At 56.3% G+C, this 17,139-nt stretch carries 14 protein-coding genes; all 14 read right to left on the reverse strand.

Going from position 1 to position 17,139, the window contains the following annotated elements:
- Positions 1–12 precede the first annotated feature (12 nt).
- On the reverse strand, positions 13–1,389 hold the full coding sequence (locus AC1DRN_RS05945; RefSeq protein WP_223457209.1) for an L-serine ammonia-lyase: 1,377 nt from the start codon (positions 1,387–1,389) through the stop codon (positions 13–15).
- A 31-nt stretch (positions 1,390–1,420) separates the two neighbouring features.
- On the reverse strand, positions 1,421–2,677 hold the full coding sequence (gene glyA, locus AC1DRN_RS05950; RefSeq protein ID WP_223457207.1) for a serine hydroxymethyltransferase: 1,257 nt from the start codon (positions 2,675–2,677) through the stop codon (positions 1,421–1,423).
- A 117-nt stretch (positions 2,678–2,794) separates the two neighbouring features.
- Positions 2,795–3,220 carry a GlcG/HbpS family heme-binding protein gene (locus AC1DRN_RS05955; RefSeq protein WP_223457206.1) on the reverse strand — a complete coding sequence of 142 codons (426 nt, stop codon included), beginning with the start codon at positions 3,218–3,220 and terminating at the stop codon, positions 2,795–2,797.
- Between the two features lie 50 nt (positions 3,221–3,270).
- The gene (folK, locus tag AC1DRN_RS05960; RefSeq protein ID WP_223457205.1) at positions 3,271–4,050 is read right to left on the reverse strand and encodes a 2-amino-4-hydroxy-6-hydroxymethyldihydropteridine diphosphokinase; all 780 of its coding nucleotides are present in this window, start codon (positions 4,048–4,050) and stop codon (positions 3,271–3,273) included.
- 37 nt (positions 4,051–4,087) lie between these two features.
- Positions 4,088–5,146: an ABC transporter substrate-binding protein gene (locus tag AC1DRN_RS05965; protein ID WP_223457204.1), complete on the reverse strand. Its 1,059-nt coding sequence runs from the start codon at positions 5,144–5,146 to the stop codon at positions 4,088–4,090.
- Positions 5,147–5,168: 22 nt separating this feature from the next.
- Positions 5,169–6,017 (reverse strand): ABC transporter permease, encoded by an 849-nt coding sequence (locus AC1DRN_RS05970; RefSeq protein ID WP_115947932.1) that lies wholly within the window; start codon positions 6,015–6,017, stop codon positions 5,169–5,171.
- A 3-nt stretch (positions 6,018–6,020) separates the two neighbouring features.
- On the reverse strand, positions 6,021–7,301 hold the full coding sequence (locus AC1DRN_RS05975) for an ABC transporter permease (protein ID WP_177413277.1): 1,281 nt from the start codon (positions 7,299–7,301) through the stop codon (positions 6,021–6,023).
- A 31-nt stretch (positions 7,302–7,332) separates the two neighbouring features.
- Entirely contained in the window at positions 7,333–8,427 is a 1,095-nt protein-coding gene (locus AC1DRN_RS05980; protein WP_223457203.1) for an ABC transporter ATP-binding protein, read from the reverse strand.
- Between the two features lie 405 nt (positions 8,428–8,832).
- Positions 8,833–11,283 (reverse strand): GcvT family protein, encoded by a 2,451-nt coding sequence (locus AC1DRN_RS05985; RefSeq protein WP_223457202.1) that lies wholly within the window; start codon positions 11,281–11,283, stop codon positions 8,833–8,835.
- 59 nt (positions 11,284–11,342) lie between these two features.
- On the reverse strand, positions 11,343–12,200 hold the full coding sequence (purU, locus tag AC1DRN_RS05990) for a formyltetrahydrofolate deformylase (RefSeq protein ID WP_046035443.1): 858 nt from the start codon (positions 12,198–12,200) through the stop codon (positions 11,343–11,345).
- Position 12,201: 1 nt separating this feature from the next.
- Positions 12,202–13,149 (reverse strand): electron transfer flavoprotein subunit alpha/FixB family protein, encoded by a 948-nt coding sequence (locus tag AC1DRN_RS05995; protein WP_223457200.1) that lies wholly within the window; start codon positions 13,147–13,149, stop codon positions 12,202–12,204.
- Positions 13,149–13,898: an electron transfer flavoprotein subunit beta/FixA family protein gene (locus AC1DRN_RS06000; protein WP_223457198.1), complete on the reverse strand. Its 750-nt coding sequence runs from the start codon at positions 13,896–13,898 to the stop codon at positions 13,149–13,151. Before AC1DRN_RS06000 ends, AC1DRN_RS05995 begins: the two co-directional genes overlap by 1 nt.
- Positions 13,899–14,194: 296 nt before the next feature.
- The gene (locus AC1DRN_RS06005) at positions 14,195–15,250 is read right to left on the reverse strand and encodes an ABC transporter substrate-binding protein (RefSeq protein WP_223457196.1); all 1,056 of its coding nucleotides are present in this window, start codon (positions 15,248–15,250) and stop codon (positions 14,195–14,197) included.
- 121 nt (positions 15,251–15,371) lie between these two features.
- Positions 15,372–17,024: an electron transfer flavoprotein-ubiquinone oxidoreductase gene (locus tag AC1DRN_RS06010; RefSeq protein WP_223457194.1), complete on the reverse strand. Its 1,653-nt coding sequence runs from the start codon at positions 17,022–17,024 to the stop codon at positions 15,372–15,374.
- Positions 17,025–17,139 lie beyond the last annotated feature (115 nt).

Raw genomic sequence — 17,139 nt, forward strand, 5'->3', positions numbered from 1 at the left:
ACAGCGCCTGAATCAGCATTCGATAATATTCACCGCCAGACCGCCTCGCGCGGTTTCCTTGTACTTGCTTTTCATGTCGGCTCCCGTTTGACGCATGGTGCGGATCACCTTGTCGAGCGAGACGAAATGTTGCCCATCACCGCGCAAAGCAAGGCGCGCGGCGTTGATGGCCTTCACCGAGCCCATGGCATTTCTCTCGATGCAGGGCACCTGAACGAGGCCACCGATCGGATCACAGGTCAGGCCGAGATTGTGCTCCATGCCAATTTCAGCCGCGTTCTCTACTTGTTGCACCGTTCCGCCAAGTACTTCACACAGCGCTCCAGCCGCCATCGAACAAGCCACGCCCACTTCACCTTGGCAACCGACTTCTGCGCCAGAGATCGACGCGTTTTCCTTGTAAAGAATTCCGATTGCGGCGGCGGTGAGCAGGAAACGCTGCACCCCTTCTTCATCCGCCCCGGGTACAAACCTGCGGTAATAGTGAAGTACCGCCGGGACGATACCGGCAGCGCCGTTGGTGGGTGCCGTCACTACACGACCTCCACTGGCATTTTCTTCATTAACCGCCAGGGCGTAAAGGTTGACCCAGTCGAGTACTGAAAGGCTGTCTCTTAAGTTGGCCTCAGGACTGCCACTGAGCTGACGGTACAACGCCGCAGCACGACGTTTAACCTTCAGCCCGCCAGGCATGATGCCTTCGTTGCGGCAACCAGCAAGCACGCAGTCCTGCATCACTTGCCAGATATGCAGCAGACCCTGACGAGTTTGTTCGGGACTACGCCATGCCTTCTCGTTCTCGGCCATCAACTGGCTGACCGAGAGATCATTACGTGTGCACTGCTCAAGCAGTTCCCGCCCGGTCAGGAATGGATAACGAAGGGGCGTTCGGTCTTCGACGATGCGGTCCAGTCCCATCGCGTCTTCATCCACCACAAACCCGCCGCCCACCGAGTAGTACTCACGGCTGCAAATCTGTAAGCCAGCCTTGTCGAAAGCGCGCAGGACCAAACCGTTGGGATGATAGGGCAGAGGCTTACGGATCATAGCCATGTGCTCTTTCTCGACAAAGCGAATGGACTTCTCCCCCAAAAGCTTCAGGGTTCCAGAACCGCGAATCACCACCAACCTTGCCTCTACTGCCGTGGTATCGACCGTATCCGGGTACTCCCCTTCCAACCCCAACAGTATGGCTTTGTCGCTTCCGTGCCCTTTTCCTGTGGCGCCGAGAGAACCGTACAGCTCTGCCCGAACACTCTCCACTTGCTCCAGCAAGCCTTGATCCCTAAGCCCCTCGGCAAAGCGCACGGCTGCGCGCATGGGACCGACGGTGTGCGAGCTGGAAGGACCGATGCCCACCTTGAACAGATCAAAAACACTCAGCGACATACTAAACTCCGCAGCGAATGCTGGTGGATGATCAGGCTTTGTAGACCGGGAAACGCTCGCACAACTCTGAAACCCGCGCAGCGATACGGGCCTCGACTTCGGCATCACCGAGTTTATCGAGTATGTCGCAGATCCAGCTGGCAAGGACGCTGCATTCGGGCTCCTGGAATCCACGTGTAGTCACCGCAGGTGTTCCAATGCGCAAGCCAGAAGTTACGAACGGCGACTGTGGGTCATTCGGTACGGCATTTTTGTTGACCGTGATGTGCGCCCGGCCCAAAGCGGCATCGGCATCCTTGCCCGTCAGCCGTTGGCGGATCAGGCTGACAAGGAACAGATGGTTGTCGGTCCCACCCGAGACCACGTCATAACCACGCTGGATAAATACACTCGCCATCGCCTTGGCGTTTTTGATCACCTGCTGTTGATACTTTTTGAATCCAGGCTCCAACGCTTCCTTGAAGCACACAGCCTTTGCGGCGATCACATGCATCAATGGGCCGCCCTGCCCGCCTGGAAAGACTGCGGCGTTGAGTTTACGCTCAAGGTCTTCATTACCTTTGGCAAGAATCAAACCTCCACGGGGACCGCGTAGCGTCTTGTGGGTGGTAGTCGTGACCACATGCGCGTAGGGAAGTGGATTCGGATACAGGCCTGCCGCTACCAATCCAGCCACATGGGCCATATCGACGAACAGGTAGGCGCCGACCTTATCGGCGATGGCGCGAAAGCGCGGGAAATCCAGGGTTTTCGAGTAAGCGGAAAACCCGGCGATGATCATTTCGGGTTGATGCTCGACCGCCAGTCGCTCGACTTCGTCGTAATCAATCAACCCCGTGACGGTATCGATACCGTACTGCACCGAGTTGTAGAGCTTGCCGGAGAAACTGACCTTGGCACCATGCGTCAAATGCCCACCGTGGGCCAGACTCATCCCCAATACGGTGTCACCCGGCTGGAGGAGCGCCAGGTAAACAGCGGCATTGGCCTGGCTACCGGAGTGCGGCTGAACGTTGGCGTAATCTGCTCCAAACAGTTCCTTGGCTCTGTCGATTGCCAACTGCTCAACCTTGTCGACGTGCTCGCAGCCGCCGTAGTAACGCTTGCCTGGGTAACCTTCAGCATACTTATTGGTCAGCCCACTGCCCTGGGCTTCCATCACCCGCTGACTTGTGTAGTTTTCTGAAGCAATCAGCTCGATATGCTGTTCCTGGCGGCGCTCCTCGGCGTCAATCGCACTCAGCAGTTCGTCATCGTAGCCCTGGATTTGGTCTTGCTGGCTGAACATTGTTTATCTCTCCTTCAACTTTTATTTTTGTTCGGATCAGGAAATCAAGCGCGCAGAAACGCTTCCAACAGCGAACATAAACGCGCTGGATGAACGACTTTGGAATTTTTAATTTGATCAGCTGATATAGGCGGTAAAGGCACTAACGCCTGCTTGCGCCACAATCTCATCCTGATCGGGAGTTCCAGAACTGCACCCTACCCCACCCACGATGAACTCTTGCATGAAGAGCGGCAGCCCACCGGCGACAATGGAAAAGCGTCCCTGGTTGCTGGTATTGATGCCGAAGGCCGGTTTACCTGGCACGCTGATTTCGCCATAGGCGCGCGTCGATTTACGTGCGGCGGCGGCAGTGAAGGATTTGCTGATGGCAATGTCGATACTGGTGATTCGCGCATTGTCCATGCGCTGAAACATGATCAGATGACCGGCGTCATCAGTAATGGCGATGTCCATATCAACCGCCAGTTCCCTGGCTTTCGCAAGGCAAGCTTGCATGATGTGTTGAGCATCAGCCATTGTCAGTCTGGGTACCATTTTCATTGTCTTCGACCTCAGATTTGATGAATTAAAACCACTCCAACCTTATTTGTTTAGAACTCCAGAATCCTATTCTTGGGTTTTACTTCTGCTCCTCCTCGCTCAATCTCTGCAAAGAACTCAGGTAGTGAAGTCGATAGCGCGGACAGGATCTTCCCCAGCGTATTAACCCCTGGGCTTGCTTGATTCTTTTCTATGACAGATATAGAGCTATGAGTAACCCGTGCTTTTTCGGCGAGTTTGCGCTGTGTAAGGCCTTGTCGGAGACGTAGTGATTTAAGCGTTTGTGCCATCACGAAATCATCCGCCTTGGCGGTATTCGCACCCTTGTGCAGGTTCAGCCCGCCGTTGGCTACAAGGACAGGTTTCTCCTCGGCAGGCATGTCCCGCTCGAACTCAAGCCAGGTCGTTTTCCAGGTTTTACCGGTGACGGGATGCACTCCCTCCGGGGCGAGCACAGCAAGCGGCATCATCACGTAAGGTCTATCGATGAGATCCGACCTTGGCAGGACCCCATGCTCGTAAACACCCACAAAATCCCCGTAAAGCAAAATATCGATATCCACCGGCAAGATGATTCGAGGATCCAGCACGCGCGCGTACCTGGTCTCAAAACGCTTTAAAACTTCACTCAACTGGCCCAGCGATAGATCAGTGCGCCCGGACAGAACAACGTTAAAAAAATCGTCGCCCACGCAGCCGGCAGCCGCGGAGGAATAGACCGGGGAGCACTGAACATCCACTAGCAATGCGGCCAAGAACTCCAACGCCACCCCCAAATGATGATCTCGGTCCTGATTACTCCCTAGCCCGAGGTAAATCAAAGTCGACATGGCGCTGGACTCCTGAGAAAGCTGTAAAGGCAAAGGTTTACTTTGTCAGCCAGGCATTGAAGCGTTCATTGAGTTCGTCGGCATGGTCACCCCACCACTCGGCATTCATTTGTAATGCTGTCTTGAAGTTTTCCGGGGAGGTCGGCAGATGCGGCTTCATCTCCTCGCTGACCAAGGCTTGCGACGATTTACGCGTCGGGCCATAGGCGATGTATTTGCTTTGCTCAGCCAGCACCGGGGTGCTTGTGGCGAACTTGAGGAACTCCATGGCCCGCGCTTTGTTCTTGCTGCCGGCCGGCACAGCCCATACATCCATGTCGTACAGCTGACCGTCCCAGATAATCTTGAATGGTTGCTTCTCTTGGGTCTGGGCCGTCCAGATACGTCCATTCCATGCCGAGGTCATTACGACCTGGCCGTCCGCAAGCAACTGCGGCGGCTGGGCACCTGCTTCCCACCAGATCACCTGACTCTTGATCGAGTCGAGTTTGGCGAAAGCCCGCTCGATACCCGCCTCGGTTTCCAAGGTGGAATACACTTCATTACGAGGCACTCCATCGGCCAGCAGTGCCCACTCCAACGTGCCTTGAGGCGCCTTGCGCAAACCACGCTTGCCAGGGAATTTGTTCAGGTCGAAGAAATCCTTAAGCGTTGCGGGCTGCTCACTTTTGAACGCGTTGACGTTGTAAGCGACCGCCGTCGACCAAATGATGTTTGCTACCGCACAGTCGGTGACGGCGCCGGAGATGAAGTCCACGTCAACCGGGGCGCCGCCCGTCCCCGCTTCCAAGTCCTTGCTCGGGTTGATACGTTCGAACAGCCCCGCATTGCACGCCCGAACGGCATCCGGTAATTCCATGTCGACGACGTCCCAGGTGACGTTTTTGGTGTCGACTTGAGCCTTGAGCTGAGCGATGCCGCCGGAGTAATCCTCCAGCGTGGTTTTCACCCCGGTTTTCTCGCTGAATGGCTTGATCGCGGCCTTAGTCTGGGCAGCCGCCAATGAGCCACCGTACGTGACAATCGTCAGATTCTCTTGCGCCATCGCAGACACACACGCGAGGCTGGTTACCGCGCATATCAACATCTTTTTCATAACTGCTTCCCTAGATCTCAGATCAATTAGTGATTCCACGAACGCGAAGCGAACGACGGCGCAGGACTTCGATAGACAGCAACAGCAGGACAGACAAAATGATCAGCAACGTGGCAGCAGCGAGAATCGTGGGACTGATCTGCTCGCGCATTCCGGACCACATCTGACGAGGGATGGTGCGCTGCTCGACCCCGCCCAAAAACTGAACGATCACCGCCTCGTCGAACGAAGTGATGAATGCGAACAGCCCGCCGGAAATGATGCCAGGGCGAATGAGCGGAAACGTCACGTTGAAAAACGTGTAAGTTGCCGATGCGCCCATGCTGGCGGCGGCGCGGGTCAGTGAATGATCGAACCCCACGAGCGTTGCGGTGACGGTCAGAATCACGAAAGGCGTACCCAGCACAGCGTGCGACAGGATCAGCGCGAGCAGGCTCTGGCCAATCCCCAACTTGCTGTAAAAGAAGTACATGCCAGCGGCGGAAATAATCACCGGGACGATCATCGGCGAAATCAGAATGCCGGTGAGCAGGCGCTTGTACGGCAGGTCAGCGCGGCTCAGCCCAATGGATGCAAGCGTACCGAGCGCGGTAGCGATCACCGTTGCACCACACGCCACCAGGAAACTGTTCTTGATCGACAGCACCCAAAGGGGGTCGTTGATCAGTTGGTGATACCAGCGTAGGGAAAATGCCTCCGGTTTCAGATGAAGCATGTCCGACGTGAAGCTGAAATACGGCTCGACGTTAAAGGACAACGGGATGATTACCAGAATCGGCACCACTAGAAACAGCAGCACGAGCAGGGCAAAGCCGCGCACGGTGAAAAACCAGCAGCGCTCGAAAGGTCCGATGTATTTTGGAAGGCTCATGGCTCACCCCAACTTCATATTGGTAATGCCTACGAATCGGTCGTAGACCCAGTACATCAGCAGCACTACCACCAGAAGCAGGCTGGCAATTGCCGAGGCCAGACCCCAGTTCAAGGACGTCTGCATGTGATAAGCGATGAAGTTGCTGATCATCTGGCCGGTGCGGCCGCCTACGAGTGCCGGCGTGATGTAGTAACCCACTGCCAGAATGAAGACCAGAATCCCCCCCGCACTGACGCCCGGCAGGGACAGCGGAAAGTAGATCTTGAAAAAAGTGCGCATGGAGCTGGCGCCCATGGAGTGCGCGGCACGGATGTAGGTCTGGTCGACACCGCGCATGACGCTGTAAAGCGGCAGCACCATGAATGGCAGCAGAATATGCGTCATGGCGATGATCGTGCCGTACAGGTTGTACATCAGGTCGAGCGGCTGATTGATGATGCCGAGACTGCGAAGGACGTCGTTGAACACCCCGTTTGACTGGAGAATCACGATCCAGGCGCTGGTCCGGACCAGCAGCGATGTCCAGAACGGCAGTAGCACGAGGATCATCAGCAAGTTGCTGAAGCGGTCCGGCAAGCTGGCCAGGAAGTACGCCAGCGGATAGCCCAGCAGAAAGCAGATGAAAGTGATCGCGACACTGACCGCCAGCGTCTTCAGCAGGTTGTCGACATAGATCTGCCGGCTTTCCGGCTGCTGGACGATGTCGCCGTTATCGTCGTATTGACGATCCAGCGCCGCCAGGTAATGCACCGCGGAAATCGACGGCGCCATCACCTTGAGCTGCGACCACGTTGCGGTTTCACCCCAGCGTTTGTCGATGCTGATCATCAGCGGCTTGAATTCGGTGATCCCTGCCTGACTCTGTTTTTCCAGACCTCTCGCCGTCTTGTTCAACAGCAGCTTCATGCCGCTTTGCACGCGGTTCAAGTCAGTCCCGACCCGGTCCAGGTTCTGCGATTTGAGCAGGGCGAGAATATCGTTGCCGAGGACTGCAAACGTCTTCTCCTCAGGCAAAGCCTGCCGATCCCACTGCTTCAACTCGACTGCACTGTTGGGCATGTAGTCGGCGAGCGTGCCGTTTTGCACGCTGCGCATCAGCATGTCGCCAATAGGCATGAGAAAGAAGACGGCGATAAATGCCAGCAGTGGCAACACCAGTAGCACGGACTTGAACTTGTTCCGACGCTCGGCCTTGTCCAGGCTTTCCTTTATTGACTGGCCAACCTTCGGCTGCACAAACAGCCGATCCGCAGGCCCTTCAGACATTACAGGGCGATTCATGGAGTGATCTCCGTGTGAGCGGTGACGAAAGTTAGATAACGGTGTTGAGCGCTCGACAGTCGTCAGCACGCCACCCTACGGTCACCAGGGCGCCGGGAGTCGGCGTCGACTGGTTGACGCCGTTGACCACTTTGACGATGAAGTCATCCTGGTCCGCGACGCTCAGCCGCAGGCGCAGGTGGTCCCCGTGATAGATCAGCTCTTGAATTTTTGCCGGAAGCCGGTTGTCGCATTGGCCGTCAGTTGGATCGAGGTAGACGCGCTCCGGGCGAATCGACAAGGTGGTTTTCGTGCCACGGGCGGTACTCGCGGATTTCGCCCCAACGGCCTTCACCCGAAGGTTGCCGACTTGCACTTGGCAGTAATCCCCGTCGCGCTCGATGACCTCCCCCGTCAGCCGGTTGTTTTCACCGATGAAGCTGGCAACGAAGGCGGTCTCGGGTTTCTCGTACAGGTCGGACGGATTGGCCAGTTGCTGAACCACACCATCGTTGAACACCGCAATGCGATCAGACATGGTCAGTGCTTCAGTCTGATCGTGGGTGACGTAAACAACGGTAATGCCAAGTTGCTTGGAAAGACGCTTGATCTCGTACTGCATTTGCTCGCGCAGTTGTTTGTCGAGCGCGCCGAGCGGCTCGTCCATGAGCACCAGGCGAGGTTCAAAAATCAGCGCCCGAGCCAGGGCCACTCGTTGTTTCTGCCCACCGGACAGTTGTGCGGGCATGCGATTGCCCAGYGGGCCCATGGCGACCATGTCCAGGGACTTCTTGACTTTGTCCTGGATGTCGCTTGAAGACAGGCCGCGCACCTTGAGCGGAAAAGCCAGGTTCTCAGCAATGGTCATGTGCGGGAACAAGGCATAGTTTTGAAAGACCATGCCGATACCGCGCTTCTGTGGCGAGATGTCGTTGACCGGCTGGCGGTCGACGGAGATTTCCCCGTGAGTGACGGTTTCAAAACCCGCCAGCATCATCAGGCACGTTGTCTTTCCAGAGCCGGACGGCCCAAGCATGGTGATGAATTCGCCGCGCTGAATATCCAGATTGAAGTTTTTGACCACGAGGTTTTCGCCGTCGTAGCTCTTCTGCACATTGCGAAAACTCACAAAGGATTCTGTTTGCATGTGAACACCCTTCTGCAATTCTTTGATCAGCTAAGTGCGAAGCCGTCTTAAACGGCGCTCACACGGTTTCTCTTGTTCGCGTGGACACAGGACAGCCATCAATCAGGCGTACGGACGCCCAGGTCTGATGGTCGACGCGGCAAACTCAAGAGGAATCTTTCGGCAGAAAAGGCCCAGGGCGAGCCCGGAATCGATAAGGTGTGATGGAGCGGCACAAAGCTGCGCACCCGACGGGGTTGGCGACGACTTGGACCTGGCGATGCATTTTGCATTCATGGTTGTCTCCGGCGATTTTTGCGCCTGGCCCGGAGTCGAACCTCCGGGCACTGCGCGATTCAATCGACTTGTTGTTATGACGTTTCTATACCGTGCCTGAGCGCCGCTAATACGGTTGGCCCAGGGGGGTCAGCACTTGATTTTGTTCATCTCAGGGTCGTAGAACGCTCGAAGGCTGGCCTCCACCTCATAGCGCTTGGTGGCCACCTCGATCTCGTACTTGCCTTCTTTCACCCAGTCAGCCGTTGCACCTTCGGCGTTGCAGACATAGCCCATGGCGACGTTGCCGCCGATGAAGTGGCCGTACATGCCAGAGGTGGTGCGGCCGACGATTTCTCCGTTCCGATAGATCGGTTCTTCGTGGTAGTTGGTGGCCTCCGGGTCGAGGAACTTGAACAGGACCATGCGTTTTTTCACGCCTTCGGCTTTCTGCTTGAGCAACGCCTCTTTGCCGATGAAACCGCCGGCCTTGTTGAAGTCCGAAGCAAACGACAGCCCGGCTTCCAGCGGCGTGTCCTCCTCCACCACGTCGTGGCCGAAGTGGCGATAGCCCTTCTCGATACGCAGGGAGTTCAGGGCGTGATAACCACACAACTTCAAGCCGTGGGGCTCACCCGCCGCGACGATTCGGTCGAATACATCCGGGGCGAATTCAGTCGGGATGTACAGCTCCCAGCCCAACTCGCCCACGTAGGTAATCCGTGACGCTCGTACGCGGGCATAGCCGAGTTCGATCTCCCTGGACGTGGCAAATGGGAAGCCCTCGTTGGAGAGGTCGTCGGTGGTCAGCGGTCGCAGCAAATTGCGGGCGTTAGGACCCATCACGCTGATCACGGCCATCGACGAGGTGACATCGGTGTAGACAACATTCGCCTCGTCCGGCGTGTTGCGGCGCAACCAGTTCAGCTCGCGAGTCTGCGTCCATGGACCGGTGACGATGAGGAACGACTCCTTCTCAAGTCGTGTCACGGTCAGGTCGGCCTCGATACCACCGCGCTCATTAAGCCACTGGGTGTAAACGATCTTCCCCGGCTCGACATCAATGTTGTTGCTGCAAATCCGGTTGAGCACCGACATCGCATCGCGGCCCTGGACCAGTATCTTGGCGAAGGAACTTTGATCAAACAGGCCGACGGTTTTGCGCACCGCGTTGTGTTCGGCTGCCGACCACTCGAACCAGTTTTGTTTACCCCAGCTGTACCCGTATTCCGGCTTCTGACCTTCCGGTGCAAAGAAGTTCGCGCGCTCCCAACCCACCACTTCGCCGTAGCAGGCATTGGCGGCCACCAGGCGGTCATGGAGAATACTTTTGCGCGCGTTGCGAGCGGACTCGAACTGACGGAAAGGCCAATGCATGGCATACAGCAGGCCCAAACCTTCCGTGGTGCGGTCGTACAGGTATTGAGAGTTACCCTGGAACGGCAAATTACGCTTGATGTCGACGTCCCACAGGTCCATCGGCGCGTGACCTTTGGCAATCCATTCGGCCAGCACCTTGCCGGCACCGCCCGCTGACTGGATGCCCACCGAGTTGAAGCCAGCGGCGACAAAATAGTTGCGCAACTCAGGTGCTTCACCCAAGTGGTAGCGGTCATCGGGGGTAAAACTTTCAGGACCGTTGAAGAACACTTGCAGCCCGGTCTTCTCCAGCGCCGGGATACGGCGAATCGCCGCTTCCAGGTAGGGTTCCAAGTGATCGAAATCAGGTGGCAATTCATCAAAACTGAAGCTATCAGGAATGCCTTCATGGCCCCACGGTTTGGCATTGGGCTCAAAGGTGCCGATCAACAGTTTGCCGGCGTCGGTCTTGAAGTAGTTGTAGTAGTCCAGGTCACGCAGTGTCGGCAGCATGATGCCGTTGATTTCCGGCATCGGCTCCGTGACCACGTAGTAGTGTTCTGCGGCGTGGAGGGGAATGTTGACCCCGGCTTTCTTGCCGAAATTACGCGCCCACATACCGGCGCAGTTCACCACGAACTCAGCGTCGATATCGCCCTGAGCCGTGACGACACCGGCGGCCTTGCCATCCTTGATCTTGATGTCCAGGACCTGGGTGTTTTCAATGATTTTAGCGCCGCCCATTCGAGCACCCTTGGCGAGTGCCTGGGTGACGTCAACCGGGTTGACCACACCGTCCAACGGCAAATACACGCCGCCGACGATGTCTTCGATGTTCAGCAGCGGCCACAGGTCAAGCGCTTGCTCAGGGTTGACCACTTCACAGGGAAAGCCACAAAGCTTGGCCATCGACGCGCCGCGCTTGAGTTCGGTGAAACGTTCCTGGTGAGTCGCGACGCTCAAGGAACCGTTACGCACGAAGCCAGTGGCCTGACCGGTTTCTGCTTCAAGGCCCTCGTAGAGGCCAGCGCTGTACTTCGCCAGCATGCTCATGTTGTAGGTCGCGCGCAGGGTCGGCACCAGGCCGGCAGCATGCCAGGTCGTGCCGCAGGTCAGCGTCTTGCGCTCCAGCAGCACGACATCCTTGATGCCCAGTTTGGTCAGGTGGTATGCAACGCTGCACCCGATAACCCCACCACCGACGATGACGACACGAGCCGAACTCGGAACGGTATTGCTCATTTTAAAACTCCAGGGCCAGCACCCCAGGCAGGGCAACTGGCTCGACGATTGGGGGGTGCTTAGAACACGATGGTTTTATTGCCGTACACGAGCACGCGATCTTCGAGATGGTTTCGAAGCCCACGGGCCAATACGGTTTTTTCGACGTCTTTGCCTAACCGCACAAGATCATCGACAGACTGTTCGTGGCTGACGCGCGCGACGTCCTGCTCAATGATCGGCCCCTCGTCGAGGTCTTCGGTCACGTAGTGACAGGTCGCGCCGATCAGCTTTACCCCACGACGGGATGCCTGGTGATACGGCTTTGCGCCGATGAACGAGGGCAGGAAGCTGTGGTGGATGTTGATGACTTTATGGCGGTATTTTTCACACAGGTTCTGCGGCAGGATCTGCATGTAACGCGCGAGGACGATGCAGTCCGCGCGGTACTCATCGATCAGTTGTTCGGTTTTGGCAAACCCTGCAGCCTTGTTGTCTTTGTCGACCGGTACGTATTCGAATGGAATGCCGTACCACTCGACCAGACTGCGCAAATCCTCGTGGTTGGAAATCACACAGGCGATATCACAGACCAGATCACCGGTCTTCCAGCGATCGAGCAGATCGGTCATGCAGTGCGAGCCTTTGCTGCACATCAGCACCACACGCTTGCGCTGGTCACTGTCGACCAGCCGCCAGTTCATCGACATCTCTTGTGCGAGCGGTTCGACTTTGCGTTTCAACACTTCGATGTCAAACGGCAGGGTCTCCGCGCGAACAACCATGCGACTGAAGAAGCGATTGCTCTCTTCGTCAGAGAACTGCGAGGCCTCTTCAACCCAACCGCCATGACTGGCGAACAGGCCCGCCGTGCGGGTGATGATTCCCACCCGGTCCGGACAATCGAAAGCAAAGGTATAAGTACGCTTGGCGCTCATTTCAGACTCCTCGAGACAGGGCAGCTTCAAGAGCTGGAACGGCTTCGAACAAATCGGCAACCAGGCCGTAGTCAGCAACGCGGAAAATCGGCGCTTCTTCGTCCTTGTTGATCGCAACGATGATTTTGGAATCTTTCATGCCGGCCAAATGTTGAATGGCACCCGAGATACCGACAGCGATGTACAAGTCAGGCGCCACGATCTTGCCTGTCTGGCCAACCTGCATATCGTTGGAAACGAAACCGGCGTCGACGGCTGCACGAGAGGCACCCACCGCAGCACCCAGCTTGTCGGCGACTTTTTCCAGCAGCGCGAAATTTTCGCCACTGCCCATGCCACGACCGCCGGAAATGACGATTTTGGCCGAGGTCAATTCGATCCGGTCAGAGACGCTGAAATCGGCACTCAGGAATTTGGAAAGACCGGTGTCGTGAGAGACGGAAATGGCCTTGATAGGAGCCAATGCCCCCGTGCGTTCGGCTGCTGCAAACGCGGTGGTGCGAACGGTCAGCACCTTGACGACGTCAGCGCTTTCAACGGTCGCCAGGGCATTACCGGCGTAGTACGGCCGAACGAATGTGTTCGGGGAAACGATTTCCACCACGTCACTGACTTGGGCGACATCCAGCAATGCAGCCACACGAGGAAGCAAATTTTTGCCGTACGCCGTAGAGGCGGCAATGACATGGCCGTAGGTCGAGGTCTTCACCAGCTCAGTCACCAGAGCGGCCACATTCTCGACACCTTGATCTGCATACTCGGGCGCATCTGAAATCAGTACGCAACTCACACCCGCGAAGGTGGCCAACTCCTCAGCGACACTGCCCGCCTGCTGACCCGCCACCAAAACGTCGACGTCTGCCCCAAGGCTCGCCGCCGCTGAAAGCGCGTTCAAGGTGCTCGATTTAAGAGCCCCTTCGTGGTGCTCAGCAATCAATAAAACAGCCATCAGATCACCCCCGCTTCGTTCTTCAGCTTCTCGACCAATTCTTGAACGCTACTCACACGAATGCCTGCCTTGCGCTCAGGCGGCGCCGAGACCTTGATGACTTTCAAACGAGGAGCGATATCGACACCGAGGTCGCCGGCATCAATGACCTCCAGTGGTTTTTTCTTCGCTTTCATGATGTTCGGAAGAGAGGCGTAGCGTGGCTCGTTCAGGCGCAGGTCAGCGGTGATCACTGCTGGCAACCGCAAGCTTCTGGTTTCCAGTCCGCCGTCGACCTCGCGAATGACATTGACCCACTCACCGACGACGTTGATTTGCGAAGCGAAGGTGCCTTGAGCGCTGCCCATCAAGGCGGAAAGCATTTGACCGGTCTGGTTGTTATCACCATCGATGGATTGCTTACCCAGGAGAACAATGCCGGGTTCTTCACGCTGGGTGACCGTGTAGAGAAGTTTGGCAATCGCAAGGGGTTCCAGATCGCTACCCGTCTTGATCAGCACGGCTCTGTCTGCGCCCATTGCCAGTGCGGTTCGCAACTGCTCCTGACAAGCGTCAGGACCCACCGATACGGCGATGATTTCGCTGGCCTGCCCGCTTTCCTTCAATTGAAGTGCGGCCTCCACAGCGATCTCGCAAAAGGGGTTTATCGACATTTTTACGTTGCTTAACTCAACGTCAGATTCATCCGCTTTGACACGGACTTTGACGTTGGCGTCTACGACACGCTTCACCGCCACCAGCACCTTCATAGCAACCTCCGAATAAGTCCAAACCTCTGGAATCCGATGCTATAAGCCCCTATAGCCTCTTACAAACGATCTATATAGGGCATATGGATAAGCAGAACTTATTCGTCGAGCCGTCTTGCAGGTCAGCTTTTTTGTTTTGCGCTGAAACGAAAAAAACCCGACGCAAGCGTCGGGCAAAGTGCACCAAGCAGAGAGCAATTCCTTTGATCAGCTCGGCTAATAGCCGCTATCCCTCACCGAATCTGGTACTTCGATGGCAAGCCGACCCACACGGCTTAACGGCTAAATTCAGACGATCATTTTGCAAGCCAGGCGTTGAAGCGTTCGTTCAGCTCGTCAGCATGATCACCCCACCACTCCGAATTCACCTGCAATGCCGTCGCAAAGTTGGCCGGGTCGGTTGGCATACTCGACTTCATATCGGCGTGAACCAGTGGCTGGGACGACTTGCGTGTCGGGCCATAAGCGATGTACTGACTCTGGTCAGCCATAATCTGAGTCGAGGTTGCGAAACGCAGGAAATCCATGGCCTTGGCTTTATTGGGTGCACCCACCGGCACGGCCCACACATCGATGTCATACATCTGGCCGTCCCAGATGATTTTGAATGGCTGTTTTTCTTTCGCCTGTGCAGCCCAGATCCGACCATTCCAGGCGGAAGTCATCGTGACCTGACCATCTGCCAGCAACTGCGGAGGTTGCGCGCCAGCTTCCCACCAAATCACCTGGCTCTTGATCGAGTCGAGCTTTTTGAAAGCACGCTGAAGCCCCTCATCGGTCTCCAGTGTTTCGTACACCTGATCACGAGGAACACCATCCGCTAACAGAGCCCATTCGAGGTTCGCCTGGGGCGCTTTGCGCAAGCCACGCTTGCCGGGGTATTTTTTGAGGTCGAAGAAATCAGCCAGTGTTGTGGGGGCCTGTCCTTTGAAGGCATTGGTGTTGTAGGCAACCGCCGTGCTCCAAATGTAAGCACCGACCCCGCAATCGTTCAGCGAACCTGGCAGGAAATCCGTCGCCGTAGAGCCATCAGGCGCGGCGGCGAGATCTTTCGCCGGGTTGATGCGCTCCAACAGGCCGGCATTACAGGCCCGCACGGCATCCGGCATTTCCATATCGATCACATCCCAGGCCATTTTTTTCGACTCAACCTGAGCTTTGAGCTGGGCAATACCTCCCGAGTAATCTTCGGTACGAATCTTGACGCCTGTTTTATCGGCATAGGGTTTGATCGAGGACTGTTGCTGAGCCGCTGCGACACTCCCGCCATATGTGACAACCGTGAGGTTTTCTTGCGCCATCACGGCGAAGGAGGTCAAGCCAGAGACGAGAACCAACGCTAATTTTTTCATGATGCTCCCGATAGATTTCTAGTAAGGAAGGCAGTGTGTTCATTGAGTTCGTTATTGTTCTGTTCCACGCATCGCACTAGTCACGCTTCGGTCGCTCAATCGCGTAGCGACTCTTCCTCCTCTACATGCTGGTGTAATTGGGTCCCCCGCCTCCCTCGGGTGCACGCCAAACGATGTTCTGACTCGGGTCCTTGATGTCACAGGTTTTGCAGTGCAGACAGTTCTGCGCATTGATCTGAAATCGGCTCGCTGACGCATCCTCCACAACCTCGTACACACCGGCGGGACAGTACCGTTGCGCCGGCTCGGCATAGGTGGGCAGGTTGAACGCGATGGGTATCGAGGAGTCCCTGAGCGTCAGGTGGCAGGGCTGATCTTCTTCATGGTTCGTGTTCGACAAATAGACCGAGGAGGTCTTATCGAAACTCAGGACGTTGTCGGGTTTCGGGTAGTGAATGACCGAAGCACTATCGGCAGGATCCATGGTCGAGTAGTCGGGGCGTTTGTCGTGGAAAGTCCAGGGCAATTTCCCTTTCAACAGGTTCAGATCAACCCAGGCGTATGCGGCCCCGATCAGATTGCCAAATCGGTGCATAGCGGGACCGAAATTACGCTGCTGGTAAAGTTCGTCGTAAATGGACGACGCCCTGAATTTACCCGCATACGCTGCCAGATCCTGACCGGCCGACTCATTGACGGCAAACGCCTCAAAGATGGTTTCAGCCGCCAGCATTCCGGACTTCATGGCCGTGTGGGAGCCTTTGATCTTGGCAAAATTCAAGGTGCCGGCATCACACCCAATCAGCAGGCCCCCTGGGAAGTGCATCTTCGGCAAAGACTGAAGCCCGCCTTTCGCAATGGCTCGCGCGCCGTAGCTGATGCGCGAGCCACCGCGCAAATACTGCTCATAAAGCGGGTGATGTTTGAGTTGTTGAAGCTCATCAAACGGCGACAGGTAAGGATTGCGATAGTTGAGATCCACGACCTGCCCGATCACCACCGTACCGTCCTCCAGGTGATACATGAAAGCGCCGCCCTGCGTGCCACTCTGGGTCAATGGCCATCCAGTGCTATGAATCACAAGCCCGGGAATATGCTGCTCAGCGGGGATTTCCCAGACTTCCTTGATGCCCAACCCGTAGTGTTGAGGATCAGAGTCTGCGTCGAGCTGATACTTGCTGATCAGCTGTTTGCCCAAGTGCCCGCGACAGCCTTCAGCGAAGATGGTTTGCTTGCCGATAAGCTCGATACCAGGCGTAAAGCCGCCTTTCTGCTCTCCGGTTCGGCCGACGCCCATGTCGGCGGTCAAGACACCTCGGACCCTGCCCTCCTCGTCGTACAGCACGTCGGACGCAGGAAAGCCTGGAAACACATCGACACCGAGCGCCTCAGCTTGCTGACCCAGCCAACGACATACATTGCCTAGGCTGACGATGAAGTTGCCTTCGTTGTGCATCGTGCTGGGGGCGAAGACCCCGGGAACCCGGATTGAAAGGCGTGAAGACGACAGGTAGAAAATTTCGTCCGACTGCACCGGGGTGTTCAGTGGCGCCCCCATGTTTCGCCAGTCGGGAAACAACTCATTCAGCGCGGTAGGTTCAAACACAGCACCGGACATGATGTGCGCACCGACCTCTGCGCCTTTTTCGACCAGACATACTGACAACTCCCGGCCTTCTACCATTGCCAATTGACGCAGGCGAATGGCAGCAGATAGGCCGGCAGGCCCTCCTCCTACTACGACGACATCGAATTCCATAGCCTCGCGTTGCATCAAAACCTCCACAGGCATCGAACATAGCCTCTGGAGCGAATCGTACGAGCGGTTTTATGCCTACAACAAACGATGTATCAGGTGCTTATTAATAAGCTGTACTGATTCGTAAGTT

It is taken from the genome of Pseudomonas sp. P5_B3, from assembly GCF_056400405.1.